The sequence below is a fragment of the Vibrio sp. YMD68 genome, assembly GCF_029958905.1.
GTDB lineage: Bacteria > Pseudomonadota > Gammaproteobacteria > Enterobacterales > Vibrionaceae > Vibrio.
The window spans coordinates 130,232-151,727 of sequence record NZ_CP124615.1 but is presented as its reverse complement, the minus strand read 5'-3'; the positions used below and the strand labels follow the sequence as shown (position 1 = coordinate 151,727).

The following is a 21,496-nucleotide window of genomic DNA, read 5'->3' as shown; positions in this document are numbered from 1 at the left end:
AATACAACTCACTCTTGATACTGGAAGCTAGGAATGGTGATTTCAACTCTGCGATTTTTAGCTCGTCCTTCTTCAGTATTGTTATCTGCAATAGGTTGAGACTCACCCTCACCTCTCCACTCAAGTTGTGTCGATGTGGCACCCAATTCGACAACCGCTTGAGCACGACGCTCAGAAAGGTTTTGATTGTAGAGTGCAGAGCCTGTTGAGTCAGTGTGCCCAATAACTTTGGCCTGAGCTTGTGGGTAAGAATTTAATACTGAAGAGGTCTCAGTTAATTGGTCAATAAACTCTTGGTTAGGTTCGACTGAATCAAAACCAAACAATCCAGCTGTAGTTTTTGGTGAAAAGGCCTGTATTTGAGGAGGTGTTTTTACGGTGGCTGTCTCTTTAGCGGGAGTATCTTCAATAATAGACGTTGGCGCTGTTTCGACTAACGCTGGTTGAGTTGTACTGCCAAACGTATAAGTTAGACTGACCAACAATCCATGGCTATCATACTTACCCACGTTTGACTTACCAATACTGTCAATGTATTGATAGCCCGTTGATAATCGGACGTTAGGGTTAAAGTGATAGTTAATCCCCACCTCACCGAGAGGAGAAAAGCCTGTCGCATCGCTCTTACTTGAAGACAATTGCGCTTTTTCCATGTCCCAATAAGCAGCACCAATTCGACCGTATAAACTTAGGTCATCTTGTAGGTACCAATCGTAACGAAGAGCACTTTCAATCAACCAAGTTTTAACATAAACCGATGTGGCGTCCGCCTTAAGTTCATCGTGATATTGATAGCCTAAATCCCAACTCCAAGAGGGTGTAAATTGTAACCCGCCATAGATACCTAAAATTGTGCCCTCTGGATTTGAATGATTGTAATTGTCGTCTAGGGCCCATTGATACCCCCCCTTTACGCCAACAAAAATCTGAGGGGATTCCGTCGCAGCAAGTACTGGAATACTGAATAAACTAGTAAGTAATATTATTTTTTTCATAATTTTCAGATAGATAGATAGATAGATAGATAGATAGATAGATAGATAGATAGATAGATAGATAGATAGATAGATAGATAGTATCATTTTTAAGCAAACATTGCTAGGATATTGGGGCTTGAATCAACTGATCTGACCTGTTTGCACTTTATTTTCTACAAAGAAAGAACTCTCATCTTATCCAAAAAATGAAAACCAAAATAGCCGGTCTCAGAGAGATAAATATCGATAGAAGGTAACGCAAAAAATCGAAATAGACTCACAAAATAGAGTCCACAGATAATAACTGGTTTTGATGCATTTGCTTTGCTATCAGAACACTAGAATTATTCAAGTTCACTTTCCGATCTCGTGCAACATTAAGCCATGCGCTTGTCTGCCTTGCATTAATCGGCGCTTAAAGTCATGATGTTGCAATTTTCATTATTATCAACAGGTTAGGCCATTGTGGTGTATCATCGCTACCAGTTAACCATATACACTATGGGGCTTATGGCCCCCCTATACCCCTATCACAGTATAAGCGAACGTCCTACTTGCGAGCTACGCTAAATAGCTATTCCAAATAGTAGATCACAGGAAGGGAACTCAGTCCTGTTTGAGCGATCAGATCTATCGCCAAACAAACCCACCACTCGCTGAGGACTGAGAATGGCTATCTTAGCACCACTATGCCGCGCTGAGCGCATGCAAAAATTGATTCAAAAAACCAACGATAAGCACTTTGCCAGGCGTCTGATGGCGATGTTGATGTTGCATCAAGGGCTGCCGGTTACCCAAGTTCAGCACATCACCGGCGCAGCCCGCTCCAGCATAGGCCGATGGTTGGGCTGGTACACCCAATGTGGCATCGATGGACTGAAATCAGAGAAATCGGGGCGGACTGGATGCCCAAAGGGCAGCAAAAACGTGTTGTCACCCCGGGTAACAACCGCAAGCACTACTTGGCAGGAGCGCTACATACCAAAACAGGAAAAGTGCTTTATGTGAGCAGCGCCAGCAAGGCATCGGAGCTGTTTATTACAGTGCTGGAAAAGCTCAAACGACATTACCGCAAAGCCAAAACTATCACGCTAATTCTGGATAATTACATCATTCACAAGAGCCGTAAAACCCTGGCTTGGCTCAAGAGCAACCCCAAGTTCAGGTTGTTGTTTCAACCGGTATACTCACCTTGGGTCAACAAGATAGAGCGCTTATGGTTGGCACTACATGAAACGGTAACCTGTAATCACAGTTGCCGAAACATGCGGGAACTTCTTGGCAAGGTATGGCATTTTAGGGAAACCGTTTCGCCTTTTCCTGGCAACGGACACGGTATCGCGAAAATGTAGCAGTATTCGGATCAGCTATTTAGGTGTTTGATTTTATATGAGGGCGTTAAACCGCTTCACAAATCCTTTGAGCGTGAGTTGCATCATTTTTTTGTTCGGCCTGATAACCGATAAGGAGAGACAAACGTTGGAGCAATAGGTCGAACTTCATATCCTACTTTTTCAAGGTCCGAACCCAAAAATAAGCGCTGCTACAACTTCCAATTAAACACGGTGGTTTGTATGCTAAGGTTTCCAATAGTTTAGCGCGACTTATTTTGGGTTTACAAAGGACAATATTACCTTTGTGAGCAGCTTCATGGAGTGCAACCCCATTTTTATCAGGCCGATACCTAATACAGTTACAGCCATGTTGGTCTCTCCGTATGAAATGGTTAAATTACTGCCACAGAACGCTCACTTGCCAACTTTTGAGCTACTCGAATCACCGTTCTAGTAGACACATTTGTCAACTTTGCGGTATCACTGATACTTAACCCGTTGATAACTCGTAGCTGATAGATCTTTTCGTGTAGATCAGAGTCAGCTTGCCGTCCTCTGTATTTACCTTCCTCTTTGGCTTTCTTTATTCCTTCAGCCTGACGACGACGGCGATCTTGGTAATCTTTTCTTGCGATAGCAGCTAGCATATCCATCATCATGCTATTTATTGCTTTGATCATCGAACCGGTAAATTCATCGGTGATTTGGGGAGAGAATGCAACATGACTGGTTGGTAAATCCAGACTAATCACCTTGAGTTCTTTTTCGTGCAGCATTTCTTTCAATGTGAACCAGCTTTCTTCATCAAGACGAGAAAGACGATCAATTTGCTCTATGATGATTGCATCACCAATTGCCGCATCATCAAGCAATCGAAGAAGCTCTGGTCTTTGTAAAGAAGCTCCCGATTCATTCTCAATATACCAACCCGCTATTCGAAAGCCCTTTTGCTGTACAAACTCCTGCAAAGCTTTCTGAGCACGCTTTGCATTCTGATCAGAAGTTGATGCTCTTAAGTATCCAAAGATGTACATAAGTTCCTCAAGGTGACATTTAGGTTATGATCTAAACTTGTATGACAAATAGGTTATGACAAATGTGCTTTTCGTGTCAATTTTTACTTATGACTTATAAGTATACTTAAATTTCACATAAAACATCGATTGTACAATCTTACCTCTAGTATGATGACCTTTCACTTGGGCTGATAGAGAAAAAGGAGAACGATGCAAACTGTTAAGCCAAGCCGAATTCAAATTCTGACAGATCAAGAGATCCATGAGCTGTATTCACGCCCTGTCTTTAATCAAAGTGAGCGGGAAGAGTACTTTTCGGTAGATCCCCGTATAGAGAAGGTGCTATCAACCTTGAGTAAAGTTGAAACTCGAATCTATTTACTACTTCTTATTGGGTACTTCCGAGCTAAGCCAGTCGTACCGAAGTTCAGATTGCGAGATGTCAAACAAGATGTCGATTACCTTTATGCAACTTACTTTCCAAACAGAAAGCCCAAATACCCGCTTATTGCCAAAAGTACTCGAGCAACATTGATATTGAAGATGTACGAAATCCTTGGTTTTACTCGACTCTCTAAGGTGGATGAGAAATCGTTGTTAGAACGCCTACAAGATGTGGCAACGATCTGTACTTATCCCAAGTATATTTTTGATGAATGCTTAGCCTTCTTTGGCCAAAAACGCATTGGCTTAGCCGGTTATTCAACATTACAAACCATGATCACGTCCGTCCTAGCCAGTGAGAGGCAGAGGACAGAGTCTATTCTCTCAAGTTCCATGTCAGATACCACTCGTATGCAACTTAAAAAAATACTGCATACCAAAGGGCGCTTGAATCAACTTTCAGCGCAGAAAGGCTCAGCGAAAGACTTCACCCCATCGGAACTTATGCGTGAAATTGAAACACACAGTACAATAAAAAGTGTGTATCAAGAGATAAAGGGGCTCATCAATGAACTCGGGCTATCGCAAGGGAACTTAACGTACTACGCGTCCATTATTCGGCACCAATCCCTGTATAAGATCCGTCGTTTTCCTGAATGGCAAGGGATGCTATATATCGTGTGTTACTTGTTTTTCCGTTATCAAGAAACGAATGATAAGTTAGTCACCGCGTTTCAGTATGTGACCAGAAAACAAAGGGAATCCGCCTCTGCCGCTGCTAAACAACGGATTGCAGATGAGCTTGAAGTGGTTAGAGACAAGTTGACCCACGCCGGTCACCTCCTTGGACTCTTTGTCGATGACTCCGTCAGTGACCAGACTCAATTTGGTGATATTCGGCAAAATGCCTTTGAAAAGCTCTCCAAAGATGAAATCCAGCTCATTAGTCAGCACTTAAATAAGGAAAATTTTGATAAGCGACAGTACGAATGGCAACACATTGACAGCCAATATAGAAAGATTTCAAACTCGATTAGGCCTCTTTTTCTAGCGATAGATATTGAATGTGAACCAGGTCAGACATTACTTTCTACGCAATTACAAATAGCAAAATCAGAGCTTCAAAAAGAAAAGCACCTTTGTACTGCCGACCAAAGGTTACTTCTTAAGCAGGACAAAGACTATATCGTTGATAAGGAAGGCGTTAACTATCGACGTTTTGAATATTACTTGTACCAGAAAGTCTCTCGAATGCTTGATAGCAACCATATATTTGTCAACGAAAGTGCGAAAAACAAACGTCTCGAAGATGATCTTATCCCTATAACTGAATGGAAAAAAAATGAAAATCTTGTTGCCAATACAGGGTTAGATAAGTTGATTGCTCCTATCGAGCAAACCCTTGCGACATTAACAAAATCCGTGCGTCACAAAATGGCTCAAGTCAGCCGCAATATCAATGATGGAGCCAATGATTTTGTTATCCATCAACCTCGCACCAATCAGCTCACTTGGAAGTTAGCTAATAAGCGTTGGAAAGACGATCTTGATAACCCGATTTACAACCAACTTCAACATATGGGTATTATCGAAATCATGGATTACGTTAATCAGAGAACCGGTTACTTAGATGCCTTCAAAAGTATCGGAACTAAAAAGCTAGGAAGTAAGGCGAGAGAAGAAGACTTACTCGCTTGTATCTTTGGCAATGGCTCTAATTATGGATTGCATCATATGTCATCGATATCTGATCGAGCCATTGGTGTTCTGAGAGCCGTAAATGATGGATACATTCGGCCGGAGACGACAAGCGATGCCAATGATGTGATCTCGGATGCTCTGGCAAAACTTCCGATCTTTAAACATTACACGATCAACGAGTCCACCCCTTTTGGTAGTATTGATGGTCAAAAGCATGCCTGCCGCATCAATACATTCAAGGCTCGATTTTCAGCAAAATACTTCCGTAAAGGCAAAGGAGTATCCGCCCTTACGTTGGTGTCAAACCATGTCCCTGTCAACACCAAGATCATTTCAGCTAACGAGTATGAAGGACATCATGCTTTTGATTTGCTCTATAACAATAGCAGCGATATTCAGCCTAAAGCGTTAGCAACCGATACTCATGGGGTCAATAATGTCAACTTTGCGATCCTTGACTTATTTGGTTACCAATTCGCTCCACGATACGCCAAGTTTAAATATGTCTTCCATGATTTGTTCGAAATAGAGCATGGAGAGGCCGTATCATTAAAGCTGCGCCGACCGTTTAACACCTCACTAATCAAACGTGAGTGGGAAAATATTCAAAGGATCATTTGCTCATTAAGTCGTAAGACAACGACACAAAGTACGATCATTACCAAGCTGTCGAACGGCAAACAGAACAGTCGAACCTTAGCCGCACTTAGAGAGTATGACCGAATCATTAAATGCCTCTATATCCTCGATTATGTTGACGATAAAGTCCTGCGACAGTTTGTTCAGCAAGCTTTGAACCGTGGCGAAGCCTACCACCAACTACGTCGAGCTATTGCGTCAATCAATGGAAATCAATTCCGTGGAGGCAATGATTATCAGATAGATCAGTGGAATGATTGTGCGAGAATTATTGCTAACTGCATCATTTATTATAACTCAGCCTTGCTATCCAATCTGATTGAAAAGTTTGAGCAAGAAGGTAATCAGGAAGTGGTGAATCTGATAGCGGGTTTATCTCCAGTCGCATGGCGTCATATCCAACTTGCCGGTAATTACACCTTTGGTATTCAGAAAGACAATATCGTTCTAGAGAAACTGCTTGAGAACTTAGAACCTTGGAGAGAGGATAGCATGGTCGAACTGGTGGCTTAAGAAGGATATTAGAGAGTAAGCGATCCCTGCCGGCCCTTATAAATAAAGGGCTGTAGGCTCACATTGGACTTTTCGCTGAAGTGGGCGCAAAACCCCATTTTGTCCCATTCATCTGTATTTCTTTGTACTAGTTTGAAGTCATTATTATTCATACTTCGGTACTCCCAACCCACTGCTTTCCAAGGTATGCCTCAACTCCCATACGGGCCCATTCCGAAGAGATGGTTAACATGGAAAGTGTTTCATGAGTCCAAGGTGCAGTTGGCTTGATTCGTTTGAGCTCTTTGCCTTCGAGATCTGTCAGAATAAGATCTGATTGTTCATTTCCAGCAAGAATATCTGGCTCTCCCGGACGCTGATCAGTAACAAATTTGATGTAGCAACCTTCGTCATCGCTACATGACAGCAATTTATCTACTGACAAGTTAAGTCCAGCACCGAACCATTGATCTATTACTTCGATCTCAGGGAAATCAGATTTCAACTGAGATACAACGCCAATCATCTTGTCGAGAGCATCTTGGAACTCCAACGCATTGCCAGCTGCCACTTCAAGTTTGCACTTGATATATGCAGCGTAGGTATCGCAGGCTTTCACCAGTTGCTGTTCATAGCCACCTGGGGCAAATGCTTCCGCGACTGCACCTTGAAGCTCCAAAGGTAGCGTGTGAATTAACTGCTCCTCAGCAGCTTTTTCAAGTCGCTCGAATTCCCTCGCCAAAGTGTCATTAGCCTTTTTTACTGGCGTCACAACATCCTGACAGAGAACTTCGGCCACATCGTGTAGTGCTGCGTGGGAAAGCATTTTGGCAAGATCGACCTTGTTCCCCTTTTGGTTTGCGACATGACCAGCGAGAAGAGCAAGCAACGTAACGGTAGCACTATGCTCCAAGACTGATTCAGGCTGTACTGAATGCATCAGTGACCAGCGTTTTATCAATCGTTGACGCAAAGCAAGTGCTAGGAATCCATAGTTTGAATTTGACATAGTATCCTCCAATGAAGTTTGAAGGGTACACAGTTACCACATAGGTCCCGTGTACCCATGTGGGTTAAGTTGTGAGAGTCCTTGTGGACTGTTCTTGAGGTGTATTTTCGGCCTGACACCGAAATGTTTAATCAGATTTCTGATGGAATGTATTCCATTCAGAATGTAGTTGCTGCTTGTAGGCCAGCTACCTTTCAACGTCAGCAAAGCCGACATTTTTTTTAGTCTATCGCCAATCCAAATGGTTCACGAAACGTCTATTTGCCCTTTTAGGGCGTTTGGTTCTCATAAGTAAAAAACCCCAGCAAAAATGCCGGGGTTTTTGTTTACTAAGCCACTAATGGAAGAGCCAATTGAGTTTCATCTTTCAGAGCATCTTGTTCCTTTCTGCTAAGGATTACGCGGTTCATACGAACTATCAATAGCGAAATGTGTCGTAACAAACGTTCTGGTTGTCTTTTGGACAGTTGGTGGACCCAATGCGGATAGTCATCGAATGTTAATGATGAACCATCTTCAAGACACTGTTTTGCTGCCTCAAATTCACTTTTTATAGCCACCATGATTTCACTCAACCATTCTTGCCCAATGGCACTATGAGCAGAGGCAACCAAGTCAATTGCCTTGCTCTTCGTTGCTTGGTAATAGCGGTATATCTCTGGTCGAGACTTACTTTCTTTCTCTACTTCTAAGAACATAGAAAATGCGTTGCTAGCTAACCAAAACTGATCACGAAGTGAGTTGTACCACTGACTTCTTGTTTCACGTTGCTGGGCATCTTCTTCGGCTCTTAGTTGATCTTCAATCCATTGCCCAGTGAATGTTTTATTCACTAAATGAACACGAATCGTTAGATCCAGATTCAACCACCATCTTACTTTTGCAATTCTTGCTTTAATCTTTCGAGCCACCAGCGCCTTGTACTTTTTATCGGTTAGTACTTTCAGATCAGGGCGAGAGGAAACACCTTCCATCGTTTGATAACCGGACAGTCTCATTTGATGATAAGTTTGTCCTCTTTGCATCATTTTATGATACATAGACCCTTTTCCTTTAGCGAAGCTGATCGCACCAAATCGCAAGTAAAATTGCGCGGCATATCCTGGTGTGTACATCCCAGATAATACCTTCTCTCTTAATCGAGGATATTCTTCCCATAGAATAAAATTGGCTGCATCTGCTTCTACTACAACCTCTTTTTCTTCTGCGAAGCTTACCACTCGTCTGACACCATCGTTAGTGTTGATAACCCTAGCTGCGCGTGGGTCATCGCCACCATCAAAGTATGTCATTTCTGCAAGCGGATCTGATAGACCATCAAAAAGACTACCATCCCCCCACCTATCAACCTTTACCCATAACGGTTTCGGTATCGGTGTTCTCGGGACTTCTTGTTGGTGTACTTCATCTTCCAGAAGATCAAGTTCTCCCATAGTCCAAACTCGATGATAAATTTCAAGAGCATGGAACGGCTTGTCATTGAAATGATGGTAAGACCACATAAAGTCGATATGGCAGATCGCAGACTCAGAAACAATTCGAAACTGCGGTTCGGCCATACGTCGATTCCATGCTGTGTCTTCAATTAAGCCAAGGTTTAACTTCTCAGCTACTTCCATAGCTCGCTTAGCCTCGACATAATCCATTGATACACAAACATGCAACAAGCGCTCTAGAAATTTCGGGCTATACACATCAGGTTGGAGTTTAATGTACCCCCCCTCGTATATTGTCCGACCGATGGGATGTCGGTCTTCCCAGGCATACCTCCGCTTTGCTAGATATCTCTGAATACGATTGAGTCCGGCCATATAACCAAACTTATCTTCATCAGAAGACAGCATGTTTTGCATACTCTTATCGAGCCCGACAGCTTGGCAAGCCCAACAACCGAAACGGGCTCCGCAAGCTTCACTCTTACGCTTCTCCGCAGCTCCAATAACACACTCGCCCGTTGCTTCTTTGTAAAGCTGTGCAGTAGTGTTATTACTCGCTAGATAACTTGGTAAGGGGTATTTAGCATCGGCTCCCGAGCTTAATAAAAAATCCCACACATCAGACATCAGCCAGTGTTTGATCACATACAGTTCTCCACCGTGCTTAGTGTTCACTACTTTTGCTGCTGAACCGCCAAATTTGGCAATATTTGCAGCGCGAGTAGAGCTTTCAGAATCACGGCTTCCTAACATCAAGCAAACCTTATTTTGAACCTCCTTAGGAAGGTCTTTAACGTAGGCAGCTTTAGCTCTTCTTGCTGATGTGATTTTCAGTTCCTGTGAACACTGACGCGCTGAACTATTGGAAAACGTAGGCAGTCCACGTCCAGTAAGCACCCTTCCAGTCCAACTCTGTGTAATACCTGGATTAGCGATCACGATATTAAGAGGAATCGCTTCTTTCTTAATAAACCGTTCTAACGCTTCAAGTTTCACATCAGCAAGCCAGCGAACTTCTGGGTTCTCTATCCCGGTATCAGTGTGTAGGATAAAATGATGTTGGCTAATACGTTCTCCATTTCTAACTGCCCTTACCAGAGCCATCAAAAATAGGTGCAGTACTGTCTCAGAGTCCTTGCCAGATGAGTAACCAAGCATCATGGTCCACCCGTCTAGCAAAGCTGCGTAGATTGCCTGTACTGAACTTTCAATCAGCTCAGACAAACAAGTATTTCTAGTGGCATCTCGGAAGTTTAGTTCTTCATCTTCCTTGAGTGTTTGCCAAACTTGATCCCATTTATCCCCTTTTGCAATCAATGAAGACGCATGAATAACGGGTGTTTCATCAGCACAAACTGACGCAAGCATGTCAAGTTGATGTTGCATAGTATCCTCCGTACAAAGTATGGAGGGCGCACGCCCCCACAGGGACATACACCCCCGAGGGTTTGATATTGAAATATTAAGGAATGATCGGCAGCCAATTATAAATGCGATATGCAATGTATAAACAAGGCACTCCAAATACGAGCCCCCAGAACTGCGCTACTGCATATTGTTTTGCATTCTCAAACCATGCGGCCATATCGGTAAGTAACGGGGGCCAGTCAAACGAAATGGCGACCAAAAGCGGCACCAAAACACACAAACTACCCACAACAGTCAAAACCGATACAATAATATTTCGTTTTTTATGATCGTATTGATACATAAGCTTATTTCCTTCTAGAGTGGGCTCAGAAGCACCCTTCTGGAGCTTCTGAGCTTTTGGATAGGCGTTAGCCTAAAATGATGGGAGTGATCCCAGTGAAAAAACCAAGAATGCCGAGTAATGCGCCTACCACTCCAAGACGGATTGATAAGCGAATAGAGAAGTCAGGGTGGAACCAGAACCACTGGTAAATTTCCCACCAGCGAGCTCTCCGCATTTCCAGTGAAACCTCTTCTTTAAATTTCACTCCAAGAGCATCAACGGCATCGTAATCAAGACCAACAGCATTTTTGGTAATCGACATTGTTCCTGGGTTGCCCATTACATATCGAATTACTTTTGTGCCGTTATCGGGGTTATAGATCACTACTGGCTCACGTCGAAAGAAACGATTAGGATCTTTTCTCTTTGAGTCTACGTTTCGGTTATTTAACCGGACGATATTGTGACCTAAACCTGAATCTTCCATTGGAAGACGAACTACAGATTCAATTTTCATAATTGTCATCTCCATGTTGAATGGAGATAGCCCCCGGCAGGGACTATCCCCACGCGGGTTACAATAAGTACTGTTTGTTTTTGGCGACCAGCTATCGCACATCAGCGCACAAGGCACTTTCCAAAAACGTCTCTAACAAACGCCTTTAGAAAATGACAAGAATGACACCAAGAGGTAAGGATGCAGAGCTATCAAGCTCCGCATCCACCTTAGAGTAAGTTAATTCATAAAGAACAATGAATTAAAATACCATTTTCACTTTTCGCTGCTTCAACTCGCTTGTTTAAACGAAAATCGAAGCAAGCATCCAGAATTTGTCTTTGAAGATACTTAACAAGCTCTCCTGCACTTCGAACTGTTTCTCGTGAACCATTTAATGGCTCAACAAAACAATCATCGTACCAAGAACACGCATCTGGATTATCATGGACATACTTTTTCAACATGCACCAATCTAATGGAGATATAGTTTCTCCCTGCTTAATATTTCCGACGATGCCTTCTATACGTGAATGAATCACCCCGGCTTCGTTATAGCCACTGGGTTCTTGCATTTCGTCATATGACCCATCATCAATATCGCCACAACCAGCCGGACAGCAATTTGCATCTATGCCGTGGGAGCAATAATGAACGTCATCATTCCAATGCTCTTCATGGCTTTCAGTTTGCTGCTCCGCTGTAATAACTTCGTAACCGTAATTTTCAGCAAGCTTGATAACCTGTTCTTTAACTCCTTTAGGTAAGTCGAGAACAAGGTTATCAATCGCATCTATATACCGGTTTGCGAAGAGTTCATAAATCAGTCCACATCCTTTGTGAGCATCTTGAGCAAGCTTTTCAACCTTCTCAGGGTAATTCTCACAAGGCCACTGGTTTACCTTTTCAAAGTGGTCAATTAACTCATCCAACTCCCAAAAGATATTGTTTATGACTGTACCGAAGACCAAATCGTCTCGGCCAGCTGCGTTGCAAACAGTTTGTATGACAGAATACATATCACTTAAATACGTCACTCTACCAGCTGGACCATCTACAAATTCAGGTTCAAGCTCATCCCCTGTTGAGTGGTAAACAGCTGCACATTTTAGAGCTTCCGTATACGAACCGTGTTCAGCACGATAAATAGATAATTTACACATAGATTTCTCCTGGTAAGGCTGAGGAACCCCTTCTGGGAATCACCTCAGCTATTGGTAGTGTTAAGCGGCCATAACGCGAATTTCATCTCCAGCCATTTGGATTGGAATTGATTTTGCTGGTTGATGGCCGCAACTTGTGTCCGGACCATCCGCCGCAGCGAAATAGACCGAATTGTTCATTACATTGATAGGCATACCCAAGGCTTCACCTGCTGGTGCGAGCTTGAGCATTCCTGATCGTTCGATTAAAGCCGGAGCCCAGTGGAAGTCTTCGCCGCCGATATAAGGCTGCTCGGTATCCACCACTTCGACTAGTACCGGAGTCTTGTCCACCAGCTGCCAGCAGCTTCGGCCTAATTCGTAGGCCAGAGCTTCAAACGCAGGGAAGACAATAGACTGCCCCAGGATCTGATGCGCTACTGTGTCAGATTCCCCCTCAATCAATTCTGATGGGATGCCTTTCACTCGGCAGTGCTCCAGTGGAGTAAGGATTCGAGACAGTTCAGGTTGTTCTGGATGAACAATGAACGGCTCGGTCGAACGGCATTTCGCGTAATCTTTCCCAATTGTCCCCAGGTATGACTCTTCACCTGTCAGCAATTGACGGCTAAAGCCTTTACCAGCGGCCTTGTCACGTTTTTCTTTCTCAGCCAGATAGTCGAATGACTTCCAACGCTGTGAATCAAGCTCAACAGGCTCCAGGATGTCTTGGATACACGCTTCTTTCTGGCGCAGCGGCTTAACCTCTCGAATATCGAACGTGTCGATACCAACAGATGTGCCAACCACACACAGACGCTTGCGACGTTCAAGAACTCCAAACTCATTGCCATCCAGGATACGCTCCTGAATGTTGTACCCCAGAGAGGTCAGCACCGACCGGATCACTTCCATGCTCGCAGTCTTCTGGTAGGTATCAACGTTCTCAATTACCACCATTGCTGGATTGAGAGCTTCGACAAACTGCAAAAAGTTGAAAAACAGTGCGCCAGCTGACTCATGCGATTCAGCGTGACCTCCGATTTCACCACCCCATAGTTTGTTCTTCGAGCGCCCTGCCCGGCTGGCACCAGTGCATGGGATACCTCCTACCAGCAGGTCAACCTGCGGTGGCTTGCGGCTGAGATTTACCGACTGAATAGGCGACTCAATCACAATGGATTTGTCGTCCCACAATTCGGTGTTATTGCGAAGGGAAGCATCCAGGTATTTACCTTCCATCTCGACCGCAACAGCAATTGAGCTGTTGATCCCCGACCGTTCCAGACCAGAGTGGATAGCTTTATCCAAAACGCCGCCACCATGAAACAGGCTGCAAACGCTCAGAGGCTCTCCATTCTCCAGTTTGGTGAACAAGCGCTCTACCCGCTCAACAACACGTTCATGCTGATGGTGGGCAGAAATAACGATTGTCCCTTGGCGAATAAAGACGCGAAGCATCTCAACGCCATCGAACAGTTCCGCCAGCTCCTGAGAGCTCACGTCAATGATGGGCATAGTCCGACCATTGCGAGTACGTTTACTCACGGTGAACTTTCCCGTATCGCATACCCGGATAACAACCTGAGAGTCCTTTAACACCAGATCATACTTTTGGCCTGGTTCATAGCCTTCACGAGCTAACTTAGCTCCTTCTAGCCATACTCTTTTCTTACCGCGATGCTCTCCGAGTTTTGTATTTACGATGGTAGCCATATTCATTTCTCCTGAAATTCAAGGGCCACCAGAACCCCTTAGGGTCTGGAGCCCCAAAGGGTTAATTGGTTATTGCGTTGTTTTTGATTTCAACGACAACAGTTGCATCTTTTGGGATTGGAGCTCGCCAGCAAGTTACGCGCAATGGAGTGAAAACGTCTTTAAAATCGACTTCCACATGAACATCGGGTAAATCTGCTGTAGGGTTATCCATATCATCTGCATCAATGAGGACAGCGCCTTTTGATGACAGTTTATTTGCTGCATTCAATATTTCGATGAGCCACGTAACCTCTCTTTGAGAAGGCATCTCATCAGGAAGTTGAAGAACATGAAGACTGTTCTTCCAGAACGGAGCATTGATTTCATTGTAACTAGGCATCAGTGTATCCTCTTGCATAGAAGGTACACCTTTCCCAACCGGGAATGATGTACCCGGTTGGGTGAATAGATGCTATTTATTTTTGGCGTCTAGCTAACGCACTCAGTACACAACGGCACTTTCCTATAAGTTCTACACTCCACTTTCACATGTGAAAGATAAAACCTTTAGGAAAGCGCCGGATGAACCGACGCTTTTAGGCTTACTTATCAGTTAAATCACTTCACCAGACAAGCCTCGCACAGCTCTGTGATAAAGAATCTTGTGAGGTGTGAATGTCGTGTTAAACCATATCGCTTTTCCACTGAAAGCTGAAAAAATCCAGCCCCCCGCTTTAGCTCGATGATTTATCGCTTCTTTTTGTGAATCAAACTCAATAAATTTAGCGGCCATAGGTGTCTCCTTAGATAAAGAGCACACCTGTACCCTACGGGCACAAGTGCGCCCGTGGGCTAGTGTTTGAAATGAACTACCTCATAGGTTTAGGCAGATTCTTGAAGTTTAAGGTTGTCGAGGCAAATTGCATGATATAAGCGATGTCTCTGATCTAGGAGGAAATCCTGATCTGGCCGCCATGTGCTGCGATTGTATTCCTCAGTAAAACCGTTATAAGCGTGTACTTCTGCTGGGGACAATTTCTTACCTGTGTACACACAGGAAAGCCGTCCTACCTCGACAATAGACTGTTTGGGTAGTGGGGTATTAGCCTCTTCAACAGTGTATGAGCGCTTTGTTCGATGGTCGATAATCTTGGACTTTAATTGCTCGTGATTTAGACCTCGTAACGATATATACATGCCTTTCTCCTAAATTAAAGGAGCGGAACTATCCCATAGGACGTTTCCGCCCCTATGGGGTTTATATTTGTTTCTTGATTATGTATTTGTATGGGGGAGAGGTTACTTCGCTTTCCACAAGTTGATGATCCATGTGGCGACAAAAGTCAGGTATATCTCTCGTGGTAGCTGGGTCATCAGCTTTCACTTCGAGTGTTTCTCCTGGCCCCATACGACGAATTGCACGACGAACCACCATTAATGGCTCAGGGCATCGCAATCCCATCACGTCAATAAACTGATCTACATTCATTGGTTATCACCCTTGCCTATAGCAGTCTAATCACGCGACAGAAGACTTACTGTTTTCTTCGTAGCGCATTTTCGCTTGTTCGTTTAAATCAAGTTCACCGTCTTCTAGCTTTAGAATATTTTCTAGAAGATTGGCTTTGTGCATTAAAAGTTCAGCAACAGCCTCATCAATATCCTCGATTATCTGTTTCTGTTTTTTGATGGTGTAGCTATTCAGTTCTTCAACCAGAGGCCACGCTACACTCGAATGAGTATTTAGTGTGGGATATTCTGCTTCAACCTCACAGACAACGCCATTGGCACCTTCTCGATAGTGTGGATAGCCTATACGTAGACCAACGCATCGGTCTAGTTTGGGATAAACACAGAACTCCAAAGGGGTGCGATTAGTAAAAATATCGTTAGTGTTTTTAGACATGATCTTCTCCATGCAATTATTGGTTATTGACGGAGAGCTCCCGACGGGAGGCTCTCCCGTCAGGGTTGATATATTGCTGTTTATTTGCGACGTCCAGCTAACGTACTCAAGCACCAAAGGCACTTTCCAAAAAAGTCTCTATGTACGTACAAACTGCTTTGGAAAGCGAGGGGGCATTTCCCCCTGCGCTTGTTATTTTTACCTTATAGTTTCCTACAAGGCTACATCGTGTGATTCACATTGTTCGATATTCGGCCAATAATAGATTGTACCTTTGCCCATTTGATCTTGACGTGGTGTACCTAGAAATTTGAATAAATTTCCCATGCAACTTGCCACTGCTGAAAGATCTTTTCCTGGGGGGACATCTATCCCAAGACAAGTACGACCATACATAAACCGTCCAGAATATGAACGAACATGGAATTTAGTTTGCTCACTCTCAGGTTCATCTCGATTTACCTTATCTACAGCAAGTACTACCGCTTTGTTTAGAACGATAGTTTGACACGCCTTATCAAGCTCACCGAAGCGTTCAACGTCGATACCACAGAACTTATCAAGTCCCGAGGCAGCATCATGAACAATCAGTTGCTTGGTGTCAGCCAATTCATTTTCCATCGGCTTCCAAATGTTTTCAGCCTCTTTATCAATGAATTGCACTACCTCATGCCATGACCAAAACTCAACATCATCTCTGATGGCACAATGTTCAGGTTCTCGATCTTGCTGCATACATTCCAGCAAAAGCAAATAGCCGTCATACCATGTTCCTTTATATTCATCATTGAATTTAAGGACTTGTGCAGCGGCCAATCCAATTGCTTTCTGTTTCAGTGAAGTAGTCATTGTAATTTCCTCGAACTTGGAGGAGTCCACCAGCAGGTGATACTCCTCCTGGTGGCTATTTATTTCTTTTGGCTAACTGTCTGAGTGTGTATTGGCAAAGGTTACGCACTTCATCAGGGTCGTAACCAGATAACACACAACAGGTAACAAATGAAAATGGATGAACTTCATCAGAGTTCAACCATTCATAAGCTTCATCTTTTGCTTTTTTACCAGAGCGTCCGTCAGCAAGGACATTTAAGCTATACCGCAAAAATGCCTCTCTTAGCTCTTTAATCTGCCCATCAGTCCAAGTTTCGATTTCAGTTTCAAACTCTTGCTCGACTGTACGTTCAGAACATGATGCTACGATTGTTAAGGGAGTAACCTTTTCAATCGGCTCTTCATCATTTTCTAATAGCAGATCATCAAAAATGAAGGGGAGTTGTAATTGTGCATCGTAGGTTAATACGCTTGCAGTATTCATGGGTTGCTCCTAAAAATTTAATTGAGAGGCAACCCACTCCCAAAAGGGCATAGGTATGCCCCTTTGGGGTTAAGTTTCATATGTTAAAATCCAACAATCTGAGAGTTAATTTGCTCTTCCAGCCAAAGCTCCAATGATTCGAGCTCTTTTCTTTCCGACGATGAATTTGCTTTTAAAGCATCACATCTAACGGCCAGCTGCATCGAGCGAACTTCCTCTACAGTTTCCACGTTGTTTCCAGCAAACATAACTAGTTGCGAATTTGGCATGGTCATAACTCACCTCCCTGAGTTTATAAGCCAGTATCTAATGCCTAGATTCAAGGTTGGCGTTAAACCAATCTGCGGGACATTCAATCACCGCATGGGTTACGACATCTCGCTCTGAGTAACCTTGAACCAAAGCATCGGTACACTTCTCAGGAGAAGTACCTTGAGGGACCAACAATTCAAGATGAATTCCATCCGAACCAACTAAATCATCCCCGTAAGGGAAGCCATTGATCGTTTGGTTGTGTCGCTTACACCATTTGATGATATTGGCAATACGACCATGCTCATCTTGACTAGCTATTCGTTTATTCAGCTTCATTGGACACCTCCTGACATGCACCTAGTTCTACCATGCTTTGCATACATAGCTGGTTCATATCCATTGTGAGTGTGTCATTTATGGCCGAATAAACGATCCCCTCTTTCGCAAGTTTTAACACCTGTTTCAACAGAGAAAGAATAGATTGAGCCTCATCGTCTATACGATCTGCTATATCTTTCCATTCCCAATGTTCAAATGGTTGCCATGCAGTTAAATCGGGCTCTTCACCTTTCTCAACGCATTCTATTAGATACTCGTAAGCCATGAACCAATTGTCAGCACTTCCTAATTCTGACAGGTACTGAGCAGTTGCTTGGGCGTATGCGAGTTCTTCTAATTTTGGCTTGGTGGTTAAGGACATTCTTAAACGCTCTAGAGCTTCTTCTGCATCATTACGAGTTAAGAAGAAGTGTTCTACAGACGAACGGCAACGTTTGCCTTCCGCATAGTAAAGAATGCTTTCCTGTGTACAATCTGGAGTGGCTAAACCGTACTCCTCAATTGTTATAGGCTTAATGGTTAATGACTCTTCACACAATTCATAAACAACAACAGGGAAAGTGCTATTGCGGTAAAAATCGTGATGGTATTGATTGGTCATACATATTTCCTCTTTGTAAAGAGGAGCCCAACCCGTAGGTTAAAGCTCCTCAGGGTTGGGGTTAGATATCGACAGTTACATCTGACGTTGCTGTAGCACAGCAAGGCAAAATTTCACCATCATTAAGATATGCTATAGGTTCAGCACGGTAAGAAATGTTCCCTCTTACCAGCTTGCACCGACATGCTCCGCAATACCCATTTCTGCATTGCGACTCAATAGCGATACCTTTTCTTTCTAGTTGAACCAGTAACGTACTTGTACTGGCTGGTAAGTTGACATGCATTGTCATACTCCTTATTTGAGAAGCATGACTCCCAGCGGGAGAACATGCCCCGCCAGGGTGGTTAATAGATGAGATTTTGCTGTTTATTTGCGACGTCCAGCTAACGTACTCAAGCACCAAAGGCACTTTCCAAAATAGTCTCTTTGTAAGTTCAGACTGCTTTGGAAAGCGAGGGGGAGATCCCCCAGCGCTTATTACCCTTTAACGGTACGTACTCCGATCTCTCGGTGTACTAGAGTATTTCGACATAAATTCGAGAATTTTTCTAATGTGGAACTGCCCTTTCTAGGTGTCAACATTAGCTTTCACTTTGTTAGGGTATAAACCCCAGAATCCACTCGAACAAAATATCGTTCATCTTGCAGCACTTGACGAACCTTGGCTTGCCAGTGTTCGTTTTGTCGGTGTTTCGCGTAAGGTGCAATTTGTTGGTAAATGGCATCTAACGATAAGGTTTTACCTTGTAACACTCGACGCAACACTGCTTTCCATGTAACTCCAACCATATTGGCCGCACGTTTATCTGCTACTGGGATAAGCGAAAGCGATGATGATGCATTTTGCTTTTTGAATACCAGTAACTTTTCATGGGCGATACGAACCAGCTTACTGTTATTGCTGTAGTTGGTCCGGTCAGAGACACAGTTGTGTTGTACCTTGATGATCTCATCAACGAGTTTACCTGGAGCCAAACGCTCAACCAGACTGGACAAGTTATAATACTCGCCTTTACGTCGAAGGTTTCCCATCAAAATACCGTAGTGACCTCCCGGTTCACAGGCATCATGTATATTCATAATGGCTAATTCTAGAGCTTCCACGAACTCTGGCAACGATAGACGGCTCATATCCCATTTATTGGGTTCGCCATACATGTTTCCAGAATATTGAATCATATCGGCATAAGGGGGGTGCCACCAAATAAGGTGGGCTGGCTCCCCAAGAAATGCAGACAGATCATCTCGCAGCAAATTAAACCCCTGATGCAAGTCTGTACCAATAAAACGAACTTTGAGTTCATTTGCCACATCAGTACTGGTTCCTCCCCCAATACTAGGGTCAACAACTAAGCCATTAGGTTTCATCATATATGACTCAATAAAGTCTTTAATGATGTGTCCGGTGCAATTACCTCGATACTTGTTGTCGCCATAATGACCACGATTAGGGTAAGAGCAAACAGATGTAGTAAACATGGTGTGTCCTCCTTGTGGTGGGCACACCATGCTCCCTATAGGGGCAATGGGTGCCCCTGTTTAGGGTTAAAGGTTGTCGGTGTACCATGCATCAAGGCTTTCGTAATCCTTACGATATATCTCCTCATTGGGAGCTGTCATAAAGACCACATCACCTTCACAGTAGGTACACAATTTGAGCTCACGCTCGTTATACCAGAACGCACTATATGACGAGTCTTGATGAGCAATTCTCCAAGAGTCGTTCAGGTAGCAATTCCAAAAGGTTAGTGTATCTCCTAGTGGAAAGTGACTACGTTCGATAATCGAACCATGCTCTGTTTGTTCTGGTTTAACTCGTCCTGTTTTAAGTCGCTTCTTAATGATGCGTTTGGCACGATTCAGCAGTGCAAATAAGCGAGCATTGTCACTGCTATACCACTGTGGATTACGCTTATTCCAGTAGAATTTTGCGTGAATCTCACCAGATAAGCGCTCCATTTCATTACGGTTTAAAGTATCTAAGAAACGGCGCATTGCCATGTCGTGATTAAGCGTTGATTCTAAGGATGCGAGTGTAGTCATTGTGATTCTCCAGTTAATAGAGACCACTGCCCATTCAGGGCAAGTGGCCCCGAAAGGGTTATTTAAGGACAAGTGAAATTTGTGTTGGCGCAACGTTTAACTTGAAATAACGCTTATTAGCTTTATACGCTAAGTCAAACCAACCTACCGGAATGGATACGCTGCCATCATCACCACCAAATATCATTCGAGCAGTTTCGTAAAAGTCGTCATCTTTGTCAGGATTACATCCGTGAGCATAGACAACAGCACCTCTTGAGCGAGGACTTTCTTTTACATCTGCGTTGTTCAGAAGATACAAACCTTGATCTTTTACCAATAGCAACTGCGGTTCGACTAAAGACTTGTCTATCTGGCTGGAGTCCGGCCATCCAAAATCTTTGTGTTCCTCATCGTTTCCATTGGAATCAACAACTTTGCCTGTTTTGTATAGAGCAGGCTTAAAGAGGTCATCCATTGTTGGTGAATAACTTTTCGTCTTATTAAGCTCATCCACCAGCAGTTGTACTTCTTTCATGTTAAATTTTACGATTGCCATAATGGCCTCCATTAAAAATTGAGAGGCCAGCAATGCCCTAGAGGCTTTGATGGCCCCTTAGGGTTTAGGATTTAATTTATTCTACAAATATATTTAGAGCGCGTTTGATATCTAACTCAAACTCATCCAAGCATGGCATTGATGCATCCATCTCGTCATACCCTTCTCGCTCTATAATTCCCCAAAAACAATCTGAAAGATTATCAACCAAATCAAATAGTTCACTTTCTTTCCACTTATTTGGGGCTCTTTCTATTTCGTCAACACATCTATAGATGAGGTTTGAATATGGATAAAGATCTACAACAAAGTTATCTTCACCATAGCCAAAACAATCTCCGATATTGATGTGGTTGTCCTCTGCATATTTCAGTACAGCGGTAGTGAAATAGAAATGGTATTTTGCTTTATGTGCGTTTTTTGTGCTCATGGCTGTCTCCATAAAATTGAAGAGGCAACCAACGCCTACCAGGGCGCGA

Annotated in this window: 24 protein-coding genes and 1 pseudogene; 2 read left to right on the top strand and 23 right to left on the bottom strand. The window is 43.4% G+C overall.

Going from position 1 to position 21,496, the window contains the following annotated elements; genetic code table 11:
- Positions 1-8: 8 nt before the first annotated feature.
- Positions 9-1,082, bottom strand: a complete 1,074-nt coding sequence (locus QF117_RS22310; protein WP_282389550.1) for an OmpA family protein — start codon at positions 1,080-1,082, stop codon at positions 9-11.
- Between the two features lie 564 nt (positions 1,083-1,646).
- Between QF117_RS22310 and QF117_RS22305 the strand changes: the two are divergent.
- Positions 1,647-2,329 (top strand): annotated as a pseudogene (locus tag QF117_RS22305) (IS630 family transposase).
- Positions 2,330-2,703: 374 nt separating this feature from the next.
- Here QF117_RS22305 and QF117_RS22300 read toward each other — a convergent pair.
- Positions 2,704-3,345, bottom strand: a complete 642-nt coding sequence (locus tag QF117_RS22300; protein ID WP_038231468.1) for a recombinase family protein — start codon at positions 3,343-3,345, stop codon at positions 2,704-2,706.
- A 192-nt stretch (positions 3,346-3,537) separates the two neighbouring features.
- On the opposite strand from QF117_RS22300, the gene QF117_RS22295 reads away from it, so the two are divergent.
- Positions 3,538-6,564, top strand: a complete 3,027-nt coding sequence (locus QF117_RS22295; protein WP_144232083.1) for a Tn3 family transposase — start codon at positions 3,538-3,540, stop codon at positions 6,562-6,564.
- A gap of 148 nt (positions 6,565-6,712) precedes the next feature.
- On the opposite strand, the gene yfbR is transcribed toward QF117_RS22295, so the two are convergent.
- From yfbR to QF117_RS22190, 21 genes are all read right to left on the bottom strand, one after another.
- Complete coding sequence (gene yfbR, locus QF117_RS22290; RefSeq protein WP_282389549.1) at positions 6,713-7,552, bottom strand: 5'-deoxynucleotidase; 840 nt, start codon at positions 7,550-7,552, stop codon at positions 6,713-6,715.
- 329 nt (positions 7,553-7,881) lie between these two features.
- On the bottom strand, positions 7,882-10,374 hold the full coding sequence (locus QF117_RS22285; protein ID WP_046224172.1) for a phosphoadenosine phosphosulfate reductase: 2,493 nt from the start codon (positions 10,372-10,374) through the stop codon (positions 7,882-7,884).
- A gap of 76 nt (positions 10,375-10,450) precedes the next feature.
- Positions 10,451-10,699 (bottom strand): hypothetical protein, encoded by a 249-nt coding sequence (locus QF117_RS22280; protein ID WP_014386766.1) that lies wholly within the window; start codon positions 10,697-10,699, stop codon positions 10,451-10,453.
- A gap of 67 nt (positions 10,700-10,766) precedes the next feature.
- Positions 10,767-11,198, bottom strand: coding sequence for a hypothetical protein (locus QF117_RS22275; protein WP_014386765.1), 432 nt, complete (start codon positions 11,196-11,198; stop codon positions 10,767-10,769).
- Positions 11,199-11,422: 224 nt separating this feature from the next.
- Complete coding sequence (locus QF117_RS22270) at positions 11,423-12,340, bottom strand: hypothetical protein (RefSeq protein WP_208894596.1); 918 nt, start codon at positions 12,338-12,340, stop codon at positions 11,423-11,425.
- Positions 12,341-12,400: 60 nt separating this feature from the next.
- On the bottom strand, positions 12,401-14,035 hold the full coding sequence (locus QF117_RS22265; protein ID WP_138221987.1) for a DNA cytosine methyltransferase: 1,635 nt from the start codon (positions 14,033-14,035) through the stop codon (positions 12,401-12,403).
- 61 nt (positions 14,036-14,096) lie between these two features.
- On the bottom strand, positions 14,097-14,435 hold the full coding sequence (locus QF117_RS22260) for a hypothetical protein (RefSeq protein ID WP_046224176.1): 339 nt from the start codon (positions 14,433-14,435) through the stop codon (positions 14,097-14,099).
- 195 nt (positions 14,436-14,630) lie between these two features.
- Positions 14,631-14,810: a hypothetical protein gene (locus tag QF117_RS22255; RefSeq protein WP_017085264.1), complete on the bottom strand. Its 180-nt coding sequence runs from the start codon at positions 14,808-14,810 to the stop codon at positions 14,631-14,633.
- Between the two features lie 89 nt (positions 14,811-14,899).
- The gene (locus tag QF117_RS22250; protein ID WP_282389548.1) at positions 14,900-15,214 is read right to left on the bottom strand and encodes a hypothetical protein; all 315 of its coding nucleotides are present in this window, start codon (positions 15,212-15,214) and stop codon (positions 14,900-14,902) included.
- Positions 15,215-15,275: 61 nt separating this feature from the next.
- A complete protein-coding gene (gene tusA, locus QF117_RS22245) occupies positions 15,276-15,506 on the bottom strand; it encodes a sulfurtransferase TusA (RefSeq protein WP_014386756.1) in 231 nt (76 codons plus the stop codon).
- Positions 15,507-15,536: 30 nt separating this feature from the next.
- Entirely contained in the window at positions 15,537-15,923 is a 387-nt protein-coding gene (locus tag QF117_RS22240; RefSeq protein ID WP_017085262.1) for a hypothetical protein, read from the bottom strand.
- Positions 15,924-16,136: 213 nt separating this feature from the next.
- Complete coding sequence (locus QF117_RS22235; RefSeq protein ID WP_069541839.1) at positions 16,137-16,772, bottom strand: hypothetical protein; 636 nt, start codon at positions 16,770-16,772, stop codon at positions 16,137-16,139.
- Between the two features lie 55 nt (positions 16,773-16,827).
- Positions 16,828-17,238 carry a hypothetical protein gene (locus QF117_RS22230; RefSeq protein WP_053309067.1) on the bottom strand — a complete coding sequence of 137 codons (411 nt, stop codon included), beginning with the start codon at positions 17,236-17,238 and terminating at the stop codon, positions 16,828-16,830.
- A gap of 83 nt (positions 17,239-17,321) precedes the next feature.
- Entirely contained in the window at positions 17,322-17,513 is a 192-nt protein-coding gene (locus QF117_RS22225; RefSeq protein WP_014386752.1) for a hypothetical protein, read from the bottom strand.
- A gap of 31 nt (positions 17,514-17,544) precedes the next feature.
- A complete protein-coding gene (locus tag QF117_RS22220; protein WP_014386751.1) occupies positions 17,545-17,829 on the bottom strand; it encodes a hypothetical protein in 285 nt (94 codons plus the stop codon).
- Complete coding sequence (locus tag QF117_RS22215; RefSeq protein WP_229626393.1) at positions 17,816-18,433, bottom strand: hypothetical protein; 618 nt, start codon at positions 18,431-18,433, stop codon at positions 17,816-17,818. The genes QF117_RS22220 and QF117_RS22215 overlap by 14 nt, the downstream gene beginning before the upstream one ends.
- A gap of 61 nt (positions 18,434-18,494) precedes the next feature.
- Positions 18,495-18,719: a class I ribonucleotide reductase maintenance protein YfaE gene (yfaE, locus tag QF117_RS22210; RefSeq protein WP_014386749.1), complete on the bottom strand. Its 225-nt coding sequence runs from the start codon at positions 18,717-18,719 to the stop codon at positions 18,495-18,497.
- A 305-nt stretch (positions 18,720-19,024) separates the two neighbouring features.
- Positions 19,025-19,915, bottom strand: coding sequence for a DNA adenine modification methylase (locus tag QF117_RS22205; RefSeq protein WP_273979407.1), 891 nt, complete (start codon positions 19,913-19,915; stop codon positions 19,025-19,027).
- A 66-nt stretch (positions 19,916-19,981) separates the two neighbouring features.
- On the bottom strand, positions 19,982-20,479 hold the full coding sequence (locus QF117_RS22200) for a hypothetical protein (RefSeq protein ID WP_046224179.1): 498 nt from the start codon (positions 20,477-20,479) through the stop codon (positions 19,982-19,984).
- A 58-nt stretch (positions 20,480-20,537) separates the two neighbouring features.
- Positions 20,538-21,017, bottom strand: coding sequence for a DUF3085 domain-containing protein (locus QF117_RS22195; protein WP_014386746.1), 480 nt, complete (start codon positions 21,015-21,017; stop codon positions 20,538-20,540).
- Between the two features lie 76 nt (positions 21,018-21,093).
- Positions 21,094-21,447 (bottom strand): hypothetical protein, encoded by a 354-nt coding sequence (locus QF117_RS22190; protein WP_282389547.1) that lies wholly within the window; start codon positions 21,445-21,447, stop codon positions 21,094-21,096.
- Positions 21,448-21,496 lie beyond the last annotated feature (49 nt).